This window comes from Nonomuraea sp. B1E8 (assembly GCF_039871515.1).
Lineage (GTDB): Bacteria > Actinomycetota > Actinomycetes > Streptosporangiales > Streptosporangiaceae > Nonomuraea.
Genome location: NZ_JBDPLS010000001.1, coordinates 1 through 16,610, shown reverse-complemented (window position 1 = coordinate 16,610; position 16,610 = coordinate 1). Strand labels below are relative to the sequence as shown.

The window sequence follows — 16,610 nt, the reverse complement described above, 5'->3', positions numbered from 1 at the left end:
CGCATGATCAGTTCCTCTGCCCTCCATCTAACATGATCTGGTTGTGCGTGCAAAGGGGGCAGTTGCTAACACAGTTAATGGCGGGGCTGTTGTGCGTTCAGGATTCGATGCCGAGATAGCGGTGAACGGCAGGGCCTATCGCCTCGACGACTTCTTCCCTGGTCAGCGCGACCATGGGAGGGATGGCCAGAACATAACGGCATAGGGCCATTCCGAGTATTTGCGCCGAGACGAGTCCGGCCCGGACCGGAGCGCCCTCCGGATCCCCGGTCAGAGCGGCGGCGACGGGAACGAGCTGTGCGACGAAGACCGTGCGCATGCGCTCGGCCGCCGCCGCGTTCGTGACGCCCGTGCGCAGCAGGATCTGCAGGGTCTCGTCGGACTCCCAGCGCTCCAGGAAGTGGCGCACGAGCGCGGCGGCGACCTCGCCGGGCGGCGTGCCGAGCAGGTCGGGCAGGTTCAGGTGGACGGCGCACGCCGCCGCGAACAACCGGTCCTTGCTGCCGAAGCAGCGCATGACCTGGCCCGGGTCGACGCCCGCGTCGGCGGCGATGGCCCTGATCGTGGCCCGGTCGTAGCCGCCGGCGGCGAACCGCTCGCGGGCCGCGGCCAGGATGATCGCCTTCGTCTCGCTGGAGGATCTCTTCATGCCAACAACTGTAGGCCAACAACTGTTGACATTCCAGGCCGCTCGGATCTAACGTCAACAGTTGTTGGCCTACGAACGTTGGCTCTTCTGAGGAGGAGAAATGATCAACACAGACGTGCTCGTCGTCGGCGCCGGCCCGGTGGGGCTGGCCACCGCCGTCGTCCTGACCCGGCTCGGCCACGACGTGGTCGTCGTCGACGGGCAGGCCGAGGGCGCCAACACGTCCAGGGCCGCCGTCGTGCACTCCCGCACCCTGGAGCTGCTGGAGCCGTACGGCGTCACGCAGGCACTCGTCGAGCGCGGGGTGCACACGCCCCGCTTCACCATCCGCGACCGCGACCGGCTGCTGGTGCCGGTGCCCTTCGACGGGCTGCCCACGCGCTACCCGTACACGCTGATGATCTCCCAGGCGGACACGGAGGCGTACCTGCTGGCCCGGCTGAAGGAGCTGGGCGGCGAGGTGCTGCGGCCCCTGCGGGTGACCGCGTTCGCGCAGGACGCCGGCGGCGTCACCGCCGAGCTCGACGACGGGCGCTCGGTGCGGGCCGCCTACCTGGTGGGCGCCGACGGCATGCACAGCCTCGTACGCGAGCAGTCGGGCATCGCCTTCGGCGGCGGCACCTACGCCGAGTCGTTCACCCTCGCCGACGTGCGGCTGAGCGGCGGCGTGCCGCCCGACGACGTCATCCTCTACTTCTCGCCAGAAGGCCTCGTGGTGGTCGCGCCGCTGCCCGACGGGCTGCACCGGATCGTGGCCACCGTCGACGAGGCCCCGCACGAGCCCGGCGTGGAGTTCGTGCAGCGGCTGCTCGCCACGCGCGGGCCCGAGGCCGTGCCCGCCGTGGTGGAGGAGGTGGTGTGGGGATCCCGCTTCCGCGTGCACCACCGCATCGCGGAGACGTACAGGAAGGGGCGGGTGCTGCTGGCCGGCGACGCGGCGCACGTGCACTCGCCGGCCGGCGGGCAGGGCATGAACCTCGGCATCGAGGACGCCGTCCTGCTGGGCGAGACGCTGTCGGAAGTCCTCGGAGGCGGCTCGCCCGACCTGCTCGACGGCTACGCCGCGGCCCGCCGCTCCGTCGCCGAGAAGGTGGTGGGGCTGGCGAGCCGCCTGACGACGCTGGCCACCATGAGCGCCGCCAGGCGGCCGCTGCGCAACCTCGTGCTGCGGCTGGCGGGCCGGCTGCCCGCCGTACGGCGCCGGCTGGCCTGGCAGCTGTCCGGCCTGGACCGGCGCTGAGCACCTTCCAAGGAAGGATGGAGTCCACGTAGCCGCCGTCCACCCGCACCGCCGCGCCCGTCGTGGCCGAGGCGAGCGGCGAGCTCAGTCCGCGATCAGTCGCCCGCGGGCACGCACCGGATCCGGCTCCGGTGCGTAGGCTGGGGTGCGGGCGTGGAAGGGGCGTGGGTGCACCGGATCCTCTGGTTGATCGTCGCGGTCGCTCTCGTCGTGGGCGCGTTCGTGCCCGGCTCCTCCGAGCCCGAGGAGTGCCCGCCGCGCGACACCCGGGTCGCCGCCCCCTACGCGATCACCGGCTACTGGGTCATCCCGCGGGCTGACCGCTGCGTCACCCAGCGCATGGTGGAGGCGATCCACACCATCGGCGGCGACACGCTCATCACGTTCGGCCCGCGCTTCAACGCCCGCGAGGACCCCGAGTTCGCCGCCTGCCGCGTCGACGGCCTCCCGTGCGCGCAGGTGCCGGGCAAGCGGATCCGGCGGGTCTACACGTACACGACCAGCGAGGAGTTCGGGAAGGGCGTGCTGCGCTGCCCCGGGCTCGAGCGGCGGATCGAGAGCGGGGGCCGCGTCTTCTACCGGCTGTCGCTGGCCGATGACTGCCGCGAACGCGTGCACGACCTCGTGCTCGTCGCCACGGACGGCGACGGGCTGGGCAACCTGATGGCCGAGGCGGCGGCGTACGGGATGAAGGTCTTCCCCGGGCTGCCCGCGGCCGCGCAGCGGGAGGACAAGCCGTGGGAGCCCGACCACGACCACACCGGCGCGCTGAACGCCTTCACCGCTCGGGTGCTGGCCGACTACCGGGCGCGTTTCGGGGCGTCCGGCGCCTTCGGCGGGGTCTACCAGTCGTTCGAGCTGGCCATGCGGGACCGCGCGCCGAAGGACCCGATCATCGAGCTCTACACCGCCCAGCACGCCGTCGTCGCCGGCGCCCTGCCGGGCAAGCCGATCCTGGTCAGCCCGTACATCGACGCCCGCCGCGGGCGCGGGTTCCCGCCCGAGCAGGCGGGCGACGGCATGGAGGACATCGCGGCGACGCGGGCCGGCGCGCCCATGGCCATCGCCGTCCAGGACGGGCGCGGCACGGGCAAGGTGCCGGTCCACGGCCCGCACGAGGCCGGCGCCACGGTCGTGCCGCGGCTGGTGCCCGTGGTGGGCGAGGTCAGCAACGCCCAGGCCTACTACGGGGCCACGCGCGAATACGTCGAGGCGGCCGCCGGCAAGGTGCCCGACGGGGTGGAGCTGTGGGTGAACGTCGAAGGCTTCGAACCCACCCCGGCCGCCGGCGAGTGCGGGCGGGTCGATCCGCTGCCGCTGCGCGGGCGGACCACGAAGAGCCGGCTCGACCAGCAGATCATGGCCTCGGGCCCGCACGCCGCGAAGATCATCTCGTACGGGTGGGATCCGTTCTTCACCTGCCAGGCCCGCCACGACACGCCCTCGCTGGCCGACGACATCGCGAGCGGCTGGCAGCAGCCCATCATCGTCAACGCCGTCAGGCAGGACAGGAACGGGCGGGCCGGCATCCTGGTCCAGGGCCACAACCTGCGGGGCGGCTCGCTGCGCTTCGACCCGCAGGGCGCGGTGGTCCTGCAGGAGTGGCACTCCGGCGGCCGGTTCGAGTCGGCCTGGGCACCGTACGTTCCTCCGGGCCCCTGGACCTCCGTCACGGCCACGAACGGCGCCGGCCGCACCAGCACGAGCCCGTACGTGATCCGCTAGGCGAGCGCCTGGCCGCCGCCTTCGTCCCGGTCGGGGTCGACGGCGGGGAGGGCTCGTCGCAGGCGGCGGGGCCCATGAGCTTTTGTCGAGGAATCTCCCTGGATTGGCGGTGAAGGTGAGGCCTGTGATGTTCTGATGGCCGGGGGAAGGCGCGTGAGGGCACGGGTGGGCCGGTCGCTGCGGGTGCGGCTGGCGATGTTCGCCGGCAGCGCGATGTTGCTGCTGATCATTGTTGTCAGCGCATTCGTGCTGCACGGCATCCGCGACGAGCTCGCCGACATCCAGGCGCAGGAGATGTCGGGCAGGGCCGTGTCCGTGCTGCTCAAAATCAAGGAGAAGCGTCTGCCCCAGGTGCTGGAGAACTCCGGGCTCGACGGCGTCCAGGTCATCGACCCGTCGGGGCGCCCGGTCACCTCGACGCCCAACCTGGTCGGGCTGCCCAGGCAGACGACGGCGATCCCCTGGAACGGCCAGGCCAACGCCGTCGCTGAGCTCTGCGGGCTGAGCGGATTCCCCGGCCAGTGCAAGCTCGTGGTCGCCGTGACCGCGTACCAGCCGGACGGCGAGTGGATCATCTACGCCTTCGAGCCGGCGATGCCCTGGTACGTCGGACCCCAGGTGATCCTCTCGCAGGTCGCCCTCGCGGCGGCGCTGGTCGCGCTGACCTGGTTCGCGGTGTGGCGCGCCACGACCAGGACGCTCGCCCCCGTCAGCGCCATCACGAAGCGCCTGGCCGAGATCACCGCGTTCGACGGCGGGATGCGCGTGCCCGTGCCGCAGAGCGACGACGAGATCGCGGCCCTGGCCGAGACCGCCAACCGCACCCTGGAGCGGCTGGAGACGGCGATGCGGGAGAAGGAGCTCGCGATGGAACGGCAGCGCCGGTTCGCCGCCGACGCCTCGCACGACCTGCGCAGCCCGATCACCGCCATGCGCGCCCAGATCGAGGAGGCCCGGCTCTACCCTGAGGAGACCGACTGGATGGAGACGAGCGACGAGGTGCTCGCCAGCCTGGACCGGTTGCAGGGGATCGTCTCCGACCTGCTCGTGCTGACCAGGCTGGACGCGGGCGCCCCGAGCCGCCGTGGGCCCGTGGACCTGGCCGAGTCGGTCGCCGCCGAGGTCGCGCGGCGGCGTTCGAAGCGGGTCGTCACCGACGTGCGGCGGGACGTGGTCGTCACGGGTGACCGGCTGCAACTGGGCCGCCTGCTGACGAACCTCATGGACAACGCCGACCGGCACGCCGAGAGCCGGATCACCGTGACGGTGCGGGAGGAGGACGGGCAGGCCGTGCTGGAGGTCCTCGACGACGGCGAGGGCATCGCGCCCGACCAGCGCGAGGTCATCTTCGAACGGTTCGCCCGCCTGGACGCCGCGCGCAACCGCGACGCCGGTGGCAGCGGGCTCGGCCTGCCCATCGCCCGCGAGATCGCCACGGCCCACGGCGGCACGCTGACCGTCGAGGACTCCGAACGCGGCGCCCGGTTCGTCTTCAGGATGCCGCTCAGGGGCGCGTGAGCCCCGACGGTTCACCCGTACGCGGCCGTGCTCTCCCGGACGATCAGCTCCGTGGCCAGCTCCACCCGCTTCGTCTCCGGCACGTCACCGTGGCCCATGGCCAGCACCGTACGGGTGGCCAGGGCCGCCATCTCCTGCAGCGGCTGCCGCACCGTCGTCAGCGGCGGCCAGGCCGACTTGGCCAGCGGCAGGTCGTCGAAGCCCACCACGCTCAGATCCTCGGGGACGCGCAGCCCGCGCTGCCTGGCCGCCTCGAAGACGCCGAACGCCATCAGGTCGCTGTGCGCGAAGATGGCCGTGGGCGGGTCGTCGAGGTCGAGCAGGGCGTGGGCCTGGTCGTGACCGGAGTCGACCAGGAACGTGCCACGCCTGATCAGCTCGGGCGCCACGGGCAGCCCGGCCGTCTCCAGCGCGGCACGATAGCCGTCGATCCTGGCCTGGCTGCAGAGCATGTCGGACAGGCCGCTGATCATGCCGATCCTGCGGTGGCCCAGCTCCAGCAGGTGGCGGGTCGCGGCCAGGCCGCCGTTCCAGTTGGTGGCGCCCACCGAGACCACGCCGGGGGCGGGCTCGCCCTCGGGGTCGACCACCGCGAACGGCAGCGAACGGGCGCTGAGCTGGGCCTGGATGCCGGTCGACAGCTGCGAGGCGACGATCACCACACCGTCGGTCCTGCGCGCGGCCAGGCGTTCGAGCCAGTCGCGTCCCGGGCCGGCGTGCGTGTGCAGGACGGAGATGACCACGCTGGCCCCCGCCTCGTGGGCAGCGCCTTCCGCGCCCCGCACGATCTCCATGGCCCACGGCGACTCGATTTCGGCGAACACCAGGTCGACCAGGCCGGCCGGCGTGTCGTCCTGGCTGATGCGCCGTTGGTAGCCGTGCTCCTGCAACAGCCGCTCGACCCGGTGGCGGGTCGCGGGAGCGACTTCTGGACGTCCGTTGATGACCTTCGAGACCGTCGGGATGGAGACTCCTGCCTCCTCCGCGATCAGTGCGATCGTCACCCGCCTCTTCGCTGACACGTTCGGGAGTGTATCCGAAAGTTTCGGTTTGCCATCGCTCGGCCCCCAGGTGTTGACGCTTTACCTCCTATTTACTTACGCTCCGAGGATAGAAATTATCGGGGGTTTGGCGAAATTTTCTTTTCCTGAGGAAGGGACCCCTATGCGACGCAGTGTGGTGCTGATCGCGGCTCCCGTGCTGATCGCCGGGCTCGTGACCGGCTGCGGCGGCGGAGAGTCCGCGTCGCCCCAGGGCGAGGGCGGCTCGCCCGGCAAGGTCACGCTCGAGTGGTGGCACCTGTCGACCGCCGACCCGCTCAAGACGCTCTGGGCGCAGCGCGCCGAGGAGTTCATGGCCAAGAACCCGAACGTCACCATCAAGGCCACCGTCCTGGAGAACGACGCCTACAAGGCCAAGCTCACCACGGTGACGCAGTCGGGCAAGGCGCCCGACATCTTCGCGACGTGGGGCGGCGGCGTGCTCCAGCAGCAGATCGACGCGGGACTGGTCAAGGACCTCTCCGGCGACGTCGCCGACGTCCTGCCGAACTTCACGCCCGCCGCGCTGAGCGCGTACCAGTTCGACGGCAAGACGTACGGGCTGCCGACCGACATCGGGCTGGTGGGTTTCTGGTACAACAAGAAACTTTTCGAGAAGGCGGGCATCAGCGAACCTCCCGCCACCTGGTCGGCGTTCCTCGAAGACGTCAAGAAGCTCAAGGCCGCGGGCATCACCCCGATCGCCCTGGCCGGCAAGGAGAAGTGGCCGGGCCACTACTACTGGGCCTACCTCGCCATGCGCATCGCCGGCCTCGACGCGCTCAAGCAGGCGGCCACCGACCACGACTTCACCAAACCGGACTTCGTGGCCGCGGGGCAGCAGGTCAAGGCGCTGGCCGACCTGCAGCCGTTCCAGAAGGGCTTCCTGGGCGCCGGCTACGGCACCCCTGACGGCCAGGCGGCCACGATGGGCAACGGCAAGGCGGCCATGGAACTGATGGGCCAGTGGGCGCCGGTCACGCAGGAGGACGCGGGCGAGGGCCTCGGCGACGACCTCGGCTTCTTCCCCTTCCCCGCCGTCGAAGGGGGCAAGGGCTCGATCGGCGACGCCTTCGGCGGCGGCGGAGGCCTGGCCGTGGGCGCCGACGCGCCCAAGGAGGCCGTCGACTTCGTCAAGTACATGACCGAGATGGAGAACCACTCGAAGGCCGTCGAGGCGGGCGGCGTGCTGCCCGTGCTCAAGGGCGAGGAGAGCGCGGTCAAGGACGCCAACCTCAAGCAGGTGGCGACCCTGCTCGCCGAGACCACCGGCTACCAGCTCTACCTCGACCAGGCCTATCCGCCGGCCGTCGGCCAGCAGGTCAACGACAGCGTGGCCGAGCTCATCGGCGGCACGAAGACGCCGGAAGAGGTCGCCCAGGACATCACGGAAGTGGCCAAGAGCGAAGAATGACGACACTCACCAGAGGGCCGGAGGCGGCCAGGCTTCCGGCCCCGGCCCCTGCCGCCAGGCAGCGCGGACGCTGGGTGACCATCACCCTGTTCCTGCTGCCGGCGCTCGTCCTTTTCCTCCTCCTCGTCGTGGCCCCCATGCTGGTGGCCGTCTACTCCAGCGCGTTCAAGTGGAACGGCTTCGGCGGGCTGCCGACCGACTTCATCGGCTTCGACAACTTCACCCGGCTGTTCAGCAGCGAGATCTTCGCCCAGGACCTGTGGCACCTGCTGGTGCTGGTCGTGTTCTCGATCTGCGTGCAACTGCCGTTCTCGCTGGCCCTCGCGATGCTGCTGAACCAGCGCATCCGCGGGCGGGCGCTCTACCGGGTCGTGTTCTTCGCGCCGTACGTGCTCTCCGAGGTGATCACGGGCGTGCTGTTCTCGCTGATCCTGGCGCCGGACGCGGGCATGGCCAACCAGCTGCTGTCGGTGTTCGGGGTCGAGTCGGAGTGGCTGGCCGACCCCGACACGGTGATGCCGTCGCTCTTCCTGGTCATGACGTGGAAATACTTCGGCTTCCACATGATGATCTATCTGGCGGGCCGGCAGAACATCCCCAACGAGCTCATCGAGGCGGCGCAGATCGACGGCGCCACGGGCTGGAAGACGTTCAGGCACGTCACGCTGCCGCTGCTCGGCCCGACCATCCGGATCAGCATCTTCCTGTCCGTCATCTACACGATCCAGCTGTTCGACCTCGTGTGGATCCTCACCGGGGGCGGGCCGTCGCACTCCTCCGAGACGATGGCCGTCACGATGATGGAGTGGGGCTTCAAACGCACCCAGGTCGGCTACGCCAGCGCGATCAGCGTCGTGATGTTCGTGCTCAGCCTCGTCTTCGCCCTCGTCTACCAGCGTTTCGTGATGCGCCGAGACCTTGAGGGCGCGTCCACTTCCATGGGAGGCCGCCGATGAACCACGGCAAGGCGACCCGTGTGCGCCGCACCACCCTGCCGCTCCACCTGATCGCGTGGATCGTCGGCGCGTTCATCCTGATCCCGGTCGTCTACGCGCTGCTCGGAGGGTTCAAGCAGAACAGCGAGCTGTCCTCGAACCCCTTCGGCCTGCCCAGGACCTGGGCGACCGGCAACTACACCGAGGTGCTGGCCTCCGGCTCGTTCTGGTTGCAGATGTGGAACAGCACGTTCATCGCCGTCGCCACGACCGTGGTGACGGTCGCGCTGTCGGCGCTGGCGGCGTTCGTCTTCGCCCGGTTCGCCTTCCGCGGCAGGGAGTTGTACTTCACACTCTTCACGGCCGGCCTGATGTTCCCGTTCGCGGTGGCCATCCTGCCGATCTTCGTACTGCTGCGCACGCTCGGACTGCTCGACGACCCGATGGGCGTGATCCTCACCCAGGCCGCCTTCGGGCTGCCGCTGACGATCATCATCCTGCGGGGCTTCTTCCGCGGCATCCCCGGCGAGCTCGAAGAGGCGGCCACCATCGACGGCTGCTCCCCGTTCGGCTTCTTCTGGCGCATCCTGCTGCCGATGGCCAGGCCCGCCATCGCCACCGTCTCCGTCCTCGCCATCGTGGGCAGCTGGAACAACTTCATGCTGCCGCTCGTGGTCTTCAGCGAAGAGGCGAGCTGGACGCTGCCGCTCGGCATCCAGCAGTTCCAGGGCCAGTACGCCTCCGACACCGCCCGCATCCTCGCCTACCTCGTCCTGGCCATGGTGCCGGCGCTCGGGTTCTACGCCGTCGCAGAACGCCACCTCGTCGGTGGTCTCACCGCTGGTGCTACGAAAGGGTGAACATGCTTCACGTGTCCGGAACCCAGCTCGTCGCGGACGACCACGCACCGGTACGACTACGCGGGGTGGGCCTCGGGGGCTGGATGAACATGGAGAACTTCATCACCGGCTATCCGGCCAACGAGAGCTCAATGCGGCGGGCCGTGCGCTCGGTGCTGGGCGAGGAGCGGGCGGAGCTCTTCTTCGACCGGCTGCTCGCGTCGTTCTTCACCGAGCGGGACGCCGACCTGCTGGCCGGGCTGGGGATGAACTGCGTGCGCATCCCGGTCAACTACCGTCACTGGGAGTCCGACGACCGGCCCTTCGAGATCGACCCGCAGGGCTTCCGCCACCTCGACCGGGTGGTCGGGCTGCTCGGCGAGCGCGGCGTCTACAGCGTCATCGACCTGCACGCCCTGCCCGGCTCCCAGAACCAGCACTGGCACTCTGACAATCCCACGCACGTGGCCGGATTCTGGCAGCACCGCCACTTCCAGGACCGGGTGGTGCACCTGTGGGAGGTCATCGCCGACCACTACCGCGACCATCCCTGGGTGGCCGGCTACAACCCGGTCAACGAGCCGGGCGACCTCACCGGCAAGGTGATCGGGCCCTTCTACGATCGGCTGGTCAAGGCCGTGCGCGCCGCGGACCCGGGGCACATCCTGTTCCTGGACGGGAACACGTACGCCACCGACTTCTCCATATTTCGGGAAATGTACGAAAACACGGTCTTCGTCCTGCACGACTACGCGCTCGCCGGCTTCGCCCACGGCGGGCCGTACCCCGGCTACACCCGAGGCGAGTGGTGCGACCGCGACGAGCTGGAACGCACCTTCGCCAGACGCTCCCGCTTCCAGCGCGAGACCGGCACACCCCTGTGGGTGGGCGAGTTCGGCCCCGTCTACACCGGCGACCCCGGCGTGGACGCGCAGCGCTACCAGATCCTCCGCGACCAGCTGGAGATCTACGACGGCCACGGCGCGGGCTGGTCGTTGTGGACCTACAAGGACGTGGGACTCCAGGGCCTGGTGCACGCCGCGGGGCCGTACCTCGACAGGTTCGGCGACTTCATCGCCAAGAAGCGGCGGCTCGGGGTGGACCGCTGGGGCTCCACCATGGAGGAGTCCGCCGACGTCCTGGCCCCGCTGCACGCGCTGATCGAGACGGAGTTCCCCGGCTGGGAGCCCTATCCGTGGGGCGCCCGCTACCAGACCGACGACCTCATCCGGCACATTCTCATGGCCCAGGCGCTGCTGCCGGAGTACGCGGAGCTCTTCCGCGGGCTCGACGACGGGGAACTGACCGCCCTGGCCGACTCCTTCCACCTCGACCGCTGCGTACGCCGCCGGCCCCTGCTCGACCTGCTCTCCGACAACCTCGAACCCCGCTGACCTTCATCGGCCGGTCCGCCGTGGATGCCCGGTGCCCGCACAGGTGCTCCACAGGGTGCGCTCCTCGTCGTCGATGGCGTACCACAAACGACCGCCGGACGTGGCTTCGTACTGCCACTGCTCCAGCGATGCGCCACCCACCTTGACGACGCCGAGCGCGCCCTTCAGCCGATGCTGGCGGCAATCCACGTGCCGTGGGTTCCCCGTGAGCGCCACCCATGCGCGATCGAGATTTTCCGGCGCGTGGGCGAGCAGGTGCCGCCATCCTTCGGCGGCGCGCCGGTCGGCGAATCGGACGCGCCACGGGTTGGGCCGAGGGACATCGTCGCCTCGGCCTGCCATCAGCCGCCCCCCTTCGGTCGGGCTACCTCCGGGCCGTCGCCGGGGAAGGGCCCCTGCAGCTCGCGGGCGAGCTCCGGGTCGCTCCAGATCACGGCGGTGGAGCGCCACGAGGTCAGCGAGCGTGCGAACGGCAGCAGCTCTCCGGTATCCGCCCCTGCGATCAGCTGGTCGAGCAACTCACGCACGCACTCATGACGTTCGCCCTCGGGGAGCCACGTGACCCAGGGAAGCTCCTCGGTGAGGACCTCCTCGGCGAGGCTGCCATTACGCCGAGCCACTATGGTCAGCGCCCGGGCGGCGATGCGCAGGCTGGCCGCCCCCGCTTCGAAGCGCTCCGCGCGCATGAGAACGATGTTCTCGTCATCGCGCCGTTCGAGGATGACGTCGGCGTTGTCCAGCGTCGGGAGCACCTCTGAGGGACCCCGGAGAAACGTGCTGTACGGAAAGCTCTTCGTCGCCATGATGGCCAATATATCTGAACTAGTTCAGATGTCGGAGCCGCATGGTGGAGCTTCGGAGGTCGGTAGGGTCCTGTTCCGTGACGACGGAGCTGGAGGACCTCGCCGTACGGTTGCGGGAGTTCGCGAAGGTCAGGGAGTGGGAGCAGTTCCACACGCCGAAGAACCTGGCGATGGCGCTCGCGGGCGAGGTGGGGGAGCTGGTGGCGGAGTTCCAGTGGCTCACCGCCGAGGAGTCCAGGAGCCCCGGCGACGAGGCGCTCGCGAGGATGCGCACCGAGCTCGGCGACGTGACCCTCTACCTGGTGCGCCTGGCGGACGTCCTGGGCGTCGACCTGGTGGAGGCGGCCAGGGCCAAGCTCGACCACAACGACCGCCGCTACGACCCCGACGTCTATCGCGGTTCGGCCAGGAAGGCGCCACCGTCCCCTGGCACCACCTGAGAAGGGCTTCTTCTCGCGGTCACCTGCCCCAACATATGGTGACGAGCATGCGATTCGGGGTGTTGGGGCCGCTGGCCGTGTGGACGGACGCCGGCGAGACCGTCACGATTCCCGGCCGCAAAGTCCGGGCGCTCCTCGTGGACCTGCTCGTCCACGAGGGCCATCCGGTGTCCGTGGACCGGCTGGTCGACGACCTCTGGGGGGAGGAGACGCCGGCCAACCCGGCGGGCGCCCTGCAGGTTCGCGTGTCCCAGCTGCGCAAGGCGCTGGAGGACGCCGAGCCCGGCGGCAAGAACCTGATCGTCTCCCGCGCCCCCGGCTACCTGCTGCGACCCGATGACAGCCCTGGTGACAGGGCCGTGGACGCCGTCCGCTTCGCCGAGCTGGTGGCCCAGGCCGAGGCGGCGGGCAGCGCGCGGGCCAGGGCGCGGTTGCTGGCCGACGCGCTGGCGTTGTGGCGGGGTCCCGCGTACGCCGACTTCGCCGACGAGGAGTACACGAGGACGGCCGTGCTCCGGTTGGAGGAGCAGCATCTGTCGGCGCTGGAGCAGCACGCCGAGGCCCGGCTGGAGCTGGGCGAGCACGGGCTGCTCGTCGGCGAGCTGGGCGACCTGGTGGCCAGGCATCCGCTCAGGGAGCGGCTGAGGGCCGTGCACATGCGGGCTCTCTACCGGGCCGGGCGGCAGAGCGAGGCGCTGGCCGGTTACGGCGAGCTGCGCGAGCGGCTGGCCGGCGAGCTCGGCCTCGACCCCGGCCCCGAGCTGGTGGCGCTCCACCAGGCGATCCTCGGGCAGGACCCCCAGCTCAACGTGCCCGCCGCGCGCCCCGTGACCAACCTGCCCGCCCCCGTCGGCAAGCTGATCGGCCGGGAGCAGGCCCTGGCCGAGGTGTGCGCGCTCGCAGGCGACGAGCGGCTGGTGACGCTCACCGGCAGCGGCGGGGTCGGCAAGACCCGGCTGGCGATGGAGGTCGCGAACCGGCTCGTGGACGACTTCGCCGACGGAGCGTGGCTGGTCGCGCTCGACCAGGCGTCCCGCTCGCCCGCCGAGGCCGTCATGGCGGCCCTGGACATCAGGGAGGACGCCGGCGGCGACCCCCCGGGGCAGCTGACCGCCGCGCTCAGGCCCCGGCGGATGCTGCTCGTCCTGGACAACTGCGAGCACGTGGTCGAGCAGGTCGCCGAGCTGGCCGAGCGGCTCCTGCGGGCCTGCCCCGACCTGCGCGTCCTGGCCACCAGCAGGGAGCCGCTGGCGGTGGCGGGCGAGGTGTTGTGGAGCGTGCCGCCGCTGGACGTGCCCGCCGGCGCGGACCTTCCGACCATGGCCCGCTCCGACGCCGTCAGGCTGTTCGTGTCCAGGGCCGCCGCCTCCGCCCGCGGCTTCCGGCTCGACGCGGGCAACACGCAGGCCGTCGCCCAGCTGTGCCGGCGGCTCGACGGCATCCCGCTGGCCCTCGAACTGGCCGCGACCCGGGTGCGGGCGCTCGGCGTGCACGGCGTGGTGGCCCGGCTCGACGACAGGTTCCGGCTGCTGGCCTCAGGGCAGCGCGGCGCCCCCGCCAGGCAGCAGACGCTCACCGCGGTGATCGACTGGAGCTGGGACCTGCTGTCCGACGGCGAACGCCGCGTCCTGCGCCGCCTGGCCGTGCACGCCGACGGCTGCACGATGGAGTCCGCGGAGGCGGTCTGCGCCGAGAGCGGCCTCGACGTGCTCGACCTGCTGGCCCGCCTCGTCGACCGATCGCTCGTCGTCGTCGCCGACGCTCCTGCCGGCGTCAGGTACCGGCTGCTGGAGTCGGTGTCCGAATACTGCGTGGCCCGGCTGGCCGACGCCTCCGAGCTCGATCGCGTACGCCTCGCGCACCTGCGCCACTACCTGGAGCTGGCCGAGCGGGCCGAGCCGGAGCTGTACGGGCCCGAGCAGCGCGACTGGCTGCTGCGCCTCGACGCCGAGGCCGCGAACATGCGGGCGGCCCTGGACACGGCGATCGCGGAGGAGGAGGGCGACCGCGCGGCCCGGCTGGTCAACGCGCTGGCCTGGTACTGGTTCCTGCGCGGCAGGCTGGCCGAGGGCCGGCGGTCGCTCGCGGAGGCGCTGGCGATCGAAGGGCGGCCGTCCCCTGCCCGGGCCAGGGCCGCCGCCTGGCACGCCGGGTTCGCGCTCATGCTGGGCGAGCAGGTCGCGTACGAGCCCGCGCTGGCGGCGATCGACGACCCGGGCGCGCGGGCCAGGGCCGAGCTGTTCGTCGGCCTGCACCTCAGGGACATGCCGACCGGGCAGAAGCTGACCAGCCGGGCGCTGGCCACGTTCCGGGCCCTCGGCGACAGGTGGGGCATCGCCGCCGCGCTGACCCGGCAGGCCAGAGACGCGTTCACCCAGCGCGACCTGGACGCGCTCGAACGCACCGCGGGGGAGAGCGCGCGCCTGTTCACCGAGCTGGGCGATCGCTGGGGGCTGCTGCGGGCCACCGAGTGGCTGGCCTCCCAGGCCGAGATGGTCCACGACGCCGAGCGCGCGAACCGGCTGTTCGGCGAGGGCCTGCGGATGGCCGAGGACCTCGGGTTGTGGGCGGAGGCCGCCACGCAGACGGCGTGGCTGGGCTGGACCGCGTTCTCGAGCGGCGACTACGACAGCGCCGTCGAGATCTGCGAGCGCGCCATGAAACTGGCCATCGAGCAGGGCTACAAGGAGGGCGAGGCCATGGCCAGGATGGGCCTGGCCTTCGCCGCGCGCCGCGCCGGGCTCCCGGACCTGGCCGAGGAACACCTGCTCCGCCTCCTCGAAGGCGTGCCGCGCGACCCGGACACCGAACCCTCCCTGCACGTCCCGTCCACGCTGATCGAGCTGGGATTCCTCACGGAAGGGCGCGGCGACCCGGCCACGGCCCTGGACCTGCAGCTGGAGGCGCTGGCCGCCGCCGCGAAGATCGGTGACCCCAGGACGATGGTGTGGGCCGTCGAGGGCGCGGCCGCCGCGACGGGGCCGCCCGGCGAGGCCGCCCTGCTGCTGGGGCTGGCGGCCGCGGCCAGGGAGCACAACCAGACCCCCGCGGGGCCGCCGGAGCAGGTCGAGATCGACCGGGTCACGGCCAGGGCACGCGAGGCGCTGGGGGAGGAGGGGTTCGCGGCGGCGTACGCGGAGGGCGCGGCGTACAAGCTGGACGACGTGCACGACCTGCTTCACGGTGGCATGCGGCGCTGACGATCCCCTTCTCGGCGCCTGAAGGACCATGACAGGGTGAGATCATGCGGATCATTCGCGCGGCCAGGGTGCTCACCGGACGTCCCGGAGAGGTGATCGCCGAGGGAGAGGTCCTCGTCGACGGGACGACGATCGTCTCGGTCGGGCCGCGCGGCAGCGCGGGCGAGGCCGGCGAGGTCGTCGAGCTGCCCGGCCACACGGTGCTGCCCGGCCTGGTCGACGCGCACGTGCACCTGGGGTTCGACGCCGCGGTCGACCCGGTGACGCGGCGGAGCGCCGAGAGCGACCGGCATCTGCTGCTGCGGATGGCGGAGAACGCGCGCAAGCTCGTGTCCGCCGGCGTCACCACCGCCCGCGACCTCGGCGGGCGCGACTTCCTCGACCTGGCGCTCCGGGACGCGATCGAGGAGGGGCTGGCCGTCGGCCCGCACATCGTGGCCGCCACCAGGCCCATCACGATCACCGGCGGCCACTGCTGGTACATGGGCGGCGAGGCCGACGACGAGGTCGCCATCCGCCGCGTGGCCAGGGAGAACCTGCGGGCCGGCGCCGACTGCCTCAAGGTGATGGCCTCGGGCGGCCAGATGACGCCGGGCGCGCCCCCGAGCTGGGTGCCCCAATACACCACCGAGCAGCTCAGAGCGGTCGTGGAGGAGGCCGGCGCGCGCGGCAGGGGCGTCGCAGCGCACGCCCACGCCCACGCGGCGATCCGCAGCGCGCTCGAAGCCGGGGTCACCACGATCGAGCACTGCTCGTTCTTCACCCCCTCGGGCCATCGTTACGACTCTAAGCTCGCCGACCTGGTCGCGGCCGGCGGCACGTACGTCTGCCCGACCCTGCACGGCGTGTTCTGGCGCTCGCGCGAGGTGTTCGGCGCCGAGATGCTGGACGACTGGCTGAGCGGCATCGTGGCCATGCGGGAGGCGGGCGTGCGGCTCATCGCGGGGACCGACGCCGGGTTTGTCTCCGGCGGCGTGGCCAACCGTACGGACGGATTCGTCGCGAGCCTGGAGGTGTTCGCGGAGGCCGGGTTCGGCAACGCTGAGATCATCGAGCTGGCCACCGTGCGGGCCGCCGACGCCTGCGGGGTGGGGGAGGTCGCCGGCAGCCTGGAGGCGGGCAAGCGGGCCGACCTGATCGCGGTCGCGGGCGACCCGCTCACCCGCCTGTCCGACCTGCGCAACCTCGCCCTCGTCCTGGTCTCGGGCCGATCCGTGGGTCAGGCGGGCGTGGACACGGTGACGTCGTCCGCGGGCTGACGTGCTCGCGGACGGCTAGGCTCCTCCCATGTTGCGTCCTGGAAGCTGGTCCAGGCCTGCGGGTGAAAGTCCCGTCCGGGTAAGCATCGGAGCGCCCGGTAGCAGGCCCCGGTTCGTCGTGGAGACATGGCGGGCTGAGCGGGGTGTCAAGAGC

The 16,610-nt window shown here is 71.2% G+C and carries 14 protein-coding genes; 10 read left to right on the top strand and 4 right to left on the bottom strand.

Translation table 11 applies throughout. From position 1 onward, the window contains the following. Positions 1-97: 97 nt before the first annotated feature. Entirely contained in the window at positions 98-649 is a 552-nt protein-coding gene (locus ABGA98_RS00070) for a TetR family transcriptional regulator (RefSeq protein ID WP_347616072.1), read from the bottom strand. A gap of 100 nt (positions 650-749) precedes the next feature. On the opposite strand from ABGA98_RS00070, the gene ABGA98_RS00065 reads away from it, so the two are divergent. From ABGA98_RS00065 to ABGA98_RS00055, 3 genes are all read left to right on the top strand, one after another. Beyond that, positions 750-1,889, top strand: a complete 1,140-nt coding sequence (locus tag ABGA98_RS00065) for an FAD-dependent oxidoreductase (RefSeq protein ID WP_347616071.1) — start codon at positions 750-752, stop codon at positions 1,887-1,889. A 153-nt stretch (positions 1,890-2,042) separates the two neighbouring features. Next, on the top strand, positions 2,043-3,614 hold the full coding sequence (locus ABGA98_RS00060) for a DUF4434 domain-containing protein (RefSeq protein WP_347616070.1): 1,572 nt from the start codon (positions 2,043-2,045) through the stop codon (positions 3,612-3,614). A 153-nt stretch (positions 3,615-3,767) separates the two neighbouring features. Continuing rightward, entirely contained in the window at positions 3,768-5,132 is a 1,365-nt protein-coding gene (locus ABGA98_RS00055; protein ID WP_347616069.1) for a HAMP domain-containing sensor histidine kinase, read from the top strand. Between the two features lie 11 nt (positions 5,133-5,143). Here ABGA98_RS00055 and ABGA98_RS00050 read toward each other — a convergent pair whose 3' ends face one another. Beyond that, a complete protein-coding gene (locus tag ABGA98_RS00050; RefSeq protein WP_347616068.1) occupies positions 5,144-6,154 on the bottom strand; it encodes a LacI family DNA-binding transcriptional regulator in 1,011 nt (336 codons plus the stop codon). A 142-nt stretch (positions 6,155-6,296) separates the two neighbouring features. On the opposite strand from ABGA98_RS00050, the gene ABGA98_RS00045 reads away from it, so the two are divergent. Genes ABGA98_RS00045 through ABGA98_RS00030 form a run of 4 tightly spaced genes read left to right on the top strand, consistent with a single transcriptional unit; the run spans position 6,297 to position 10,754 of the window. Beyond that, entirely contained in the window at positions 6,297-7,586 is a 1,290-nt protein-coding gene (locus ABGA98_RS00045) for an extracellular solute-binding protein (protein ID WP_347616067.1), read from the top strand. Beyond that, entirely contained in the window at positions 7,583-8,542 is a 960-nt protein-coding gene (locus ABGA98_RS00040) for a sugar ABC transporter permease (RefSeq protein ID WP_347616066.1), read from the top strand. Before ABGA98_RS00045 ends, ABGA98_RS00040 begins: the two co-directional genes overlap by 4 nt. Beyond that, positions 8,539-9,381 carry a carbohydrate ABC transporter permease gene (locus tag ABGA98_RS00035; protein WP_347616065.1) on the top strand — a complete coding sequence of 281 codons (843 nt, stop codon included), beginning with the start codon at positions 8,539-8,541 and terminating at the stop codon, positions 9,379-9,381. Before ABGA98_RS00040 ends, ABGA98_RS00035 begins: the two co-directional genes overlap by 4 nt. 2 nt (positions 9,382-9,383) lie before the next feature. Then, positions 9,384-10,754: a cellulase family glycosylhydrolase gene (locus ABGA98_RS00030; protein ID WP_347616064.1), complete on the top strand. Its 1,371-nt coding sequence runs from the start codon at positions 9,384-9,386 to the stop codon at positions 10,752-10,754. A gap of 3 nt (positions 10,755-10,757) precedes the next feature. Here ABGA98_RS00030 and ABGA98_RS00025 read toward each other — a convergent pair whose 3' ends face one another. Both ABGA98_RS00025 and ABGA98_RS00020 read right to left on the bottom strand, forming a co-directional pair. After that, entirely contained in the window at positions 10,758-11,096 is a 339-nt protein-coding gene (locus tag ABGA98_RS00025; protein ID WP_347616063.1) for a hypothetical protein, read from the bottom strand. Further along, on the bottom strand, positions 11,096-11,557 hold the full coding sequence (locus ABGA98_RS00020; RefSeq protein ID WP_347616062.1) for a hypothetical protein: 462 nt from the start codon (positions 11,555-11,557) through the stop codon (positions 11,096-11,098). Before ABGA98_RS00020 ends, ABGA98_RS00025 begins: the two co-directional genes overlap by 1 nt. Positions 11,558-11,634: 77 nt before the next feature. Here ABGA98_RS00020 and ABGA98_RS00015 point away from each other — a divergent pair, with 77 nt between their 5' ends. The 3 genes from ABGA98_RS00015 to ABGA98_RS00005 are packed head-to-tail and all read left to right on the top strand — an operon-like array spanning position 11,635 to position 16,456. Next, on the top strand, positions 11,635-11,997 hold the full coding sequence (locus ABGA98_RS00015; RefSeq protein WP_347616061.1) for a nucleotide pyrophosphohydrolase: 363 nt from the start codon (positions 11,635-11,637) through the stop codon (positions 11,995-11,997). 47 nt (positions 11,998-12,044) lie between these two features. After that, positions 12,045-15,197, top strand: a complete 3,153-nt coding sequence (locus ABGA98_RS00010) for a BTAD domain-containing putative transcriptional regulator (protein ID WP_347616060.1) — start codon at positions 12,045-12,047, stop codon at positions 15,195-15,197. A gap of 44 nt (positions 15,198-15,241) precedes the next feature. Beyond that, entirely contained in the window at positions 15,242-16,456 is a 1,215-nt protein-coding gene (locus ABGA98_RS00005; RefSeq protein ID WP_347616059.1) for an amidohydrolase family protein, read from the top strand. Positions 16,457-16,610 lie beyond the last annotated feature (154 nt).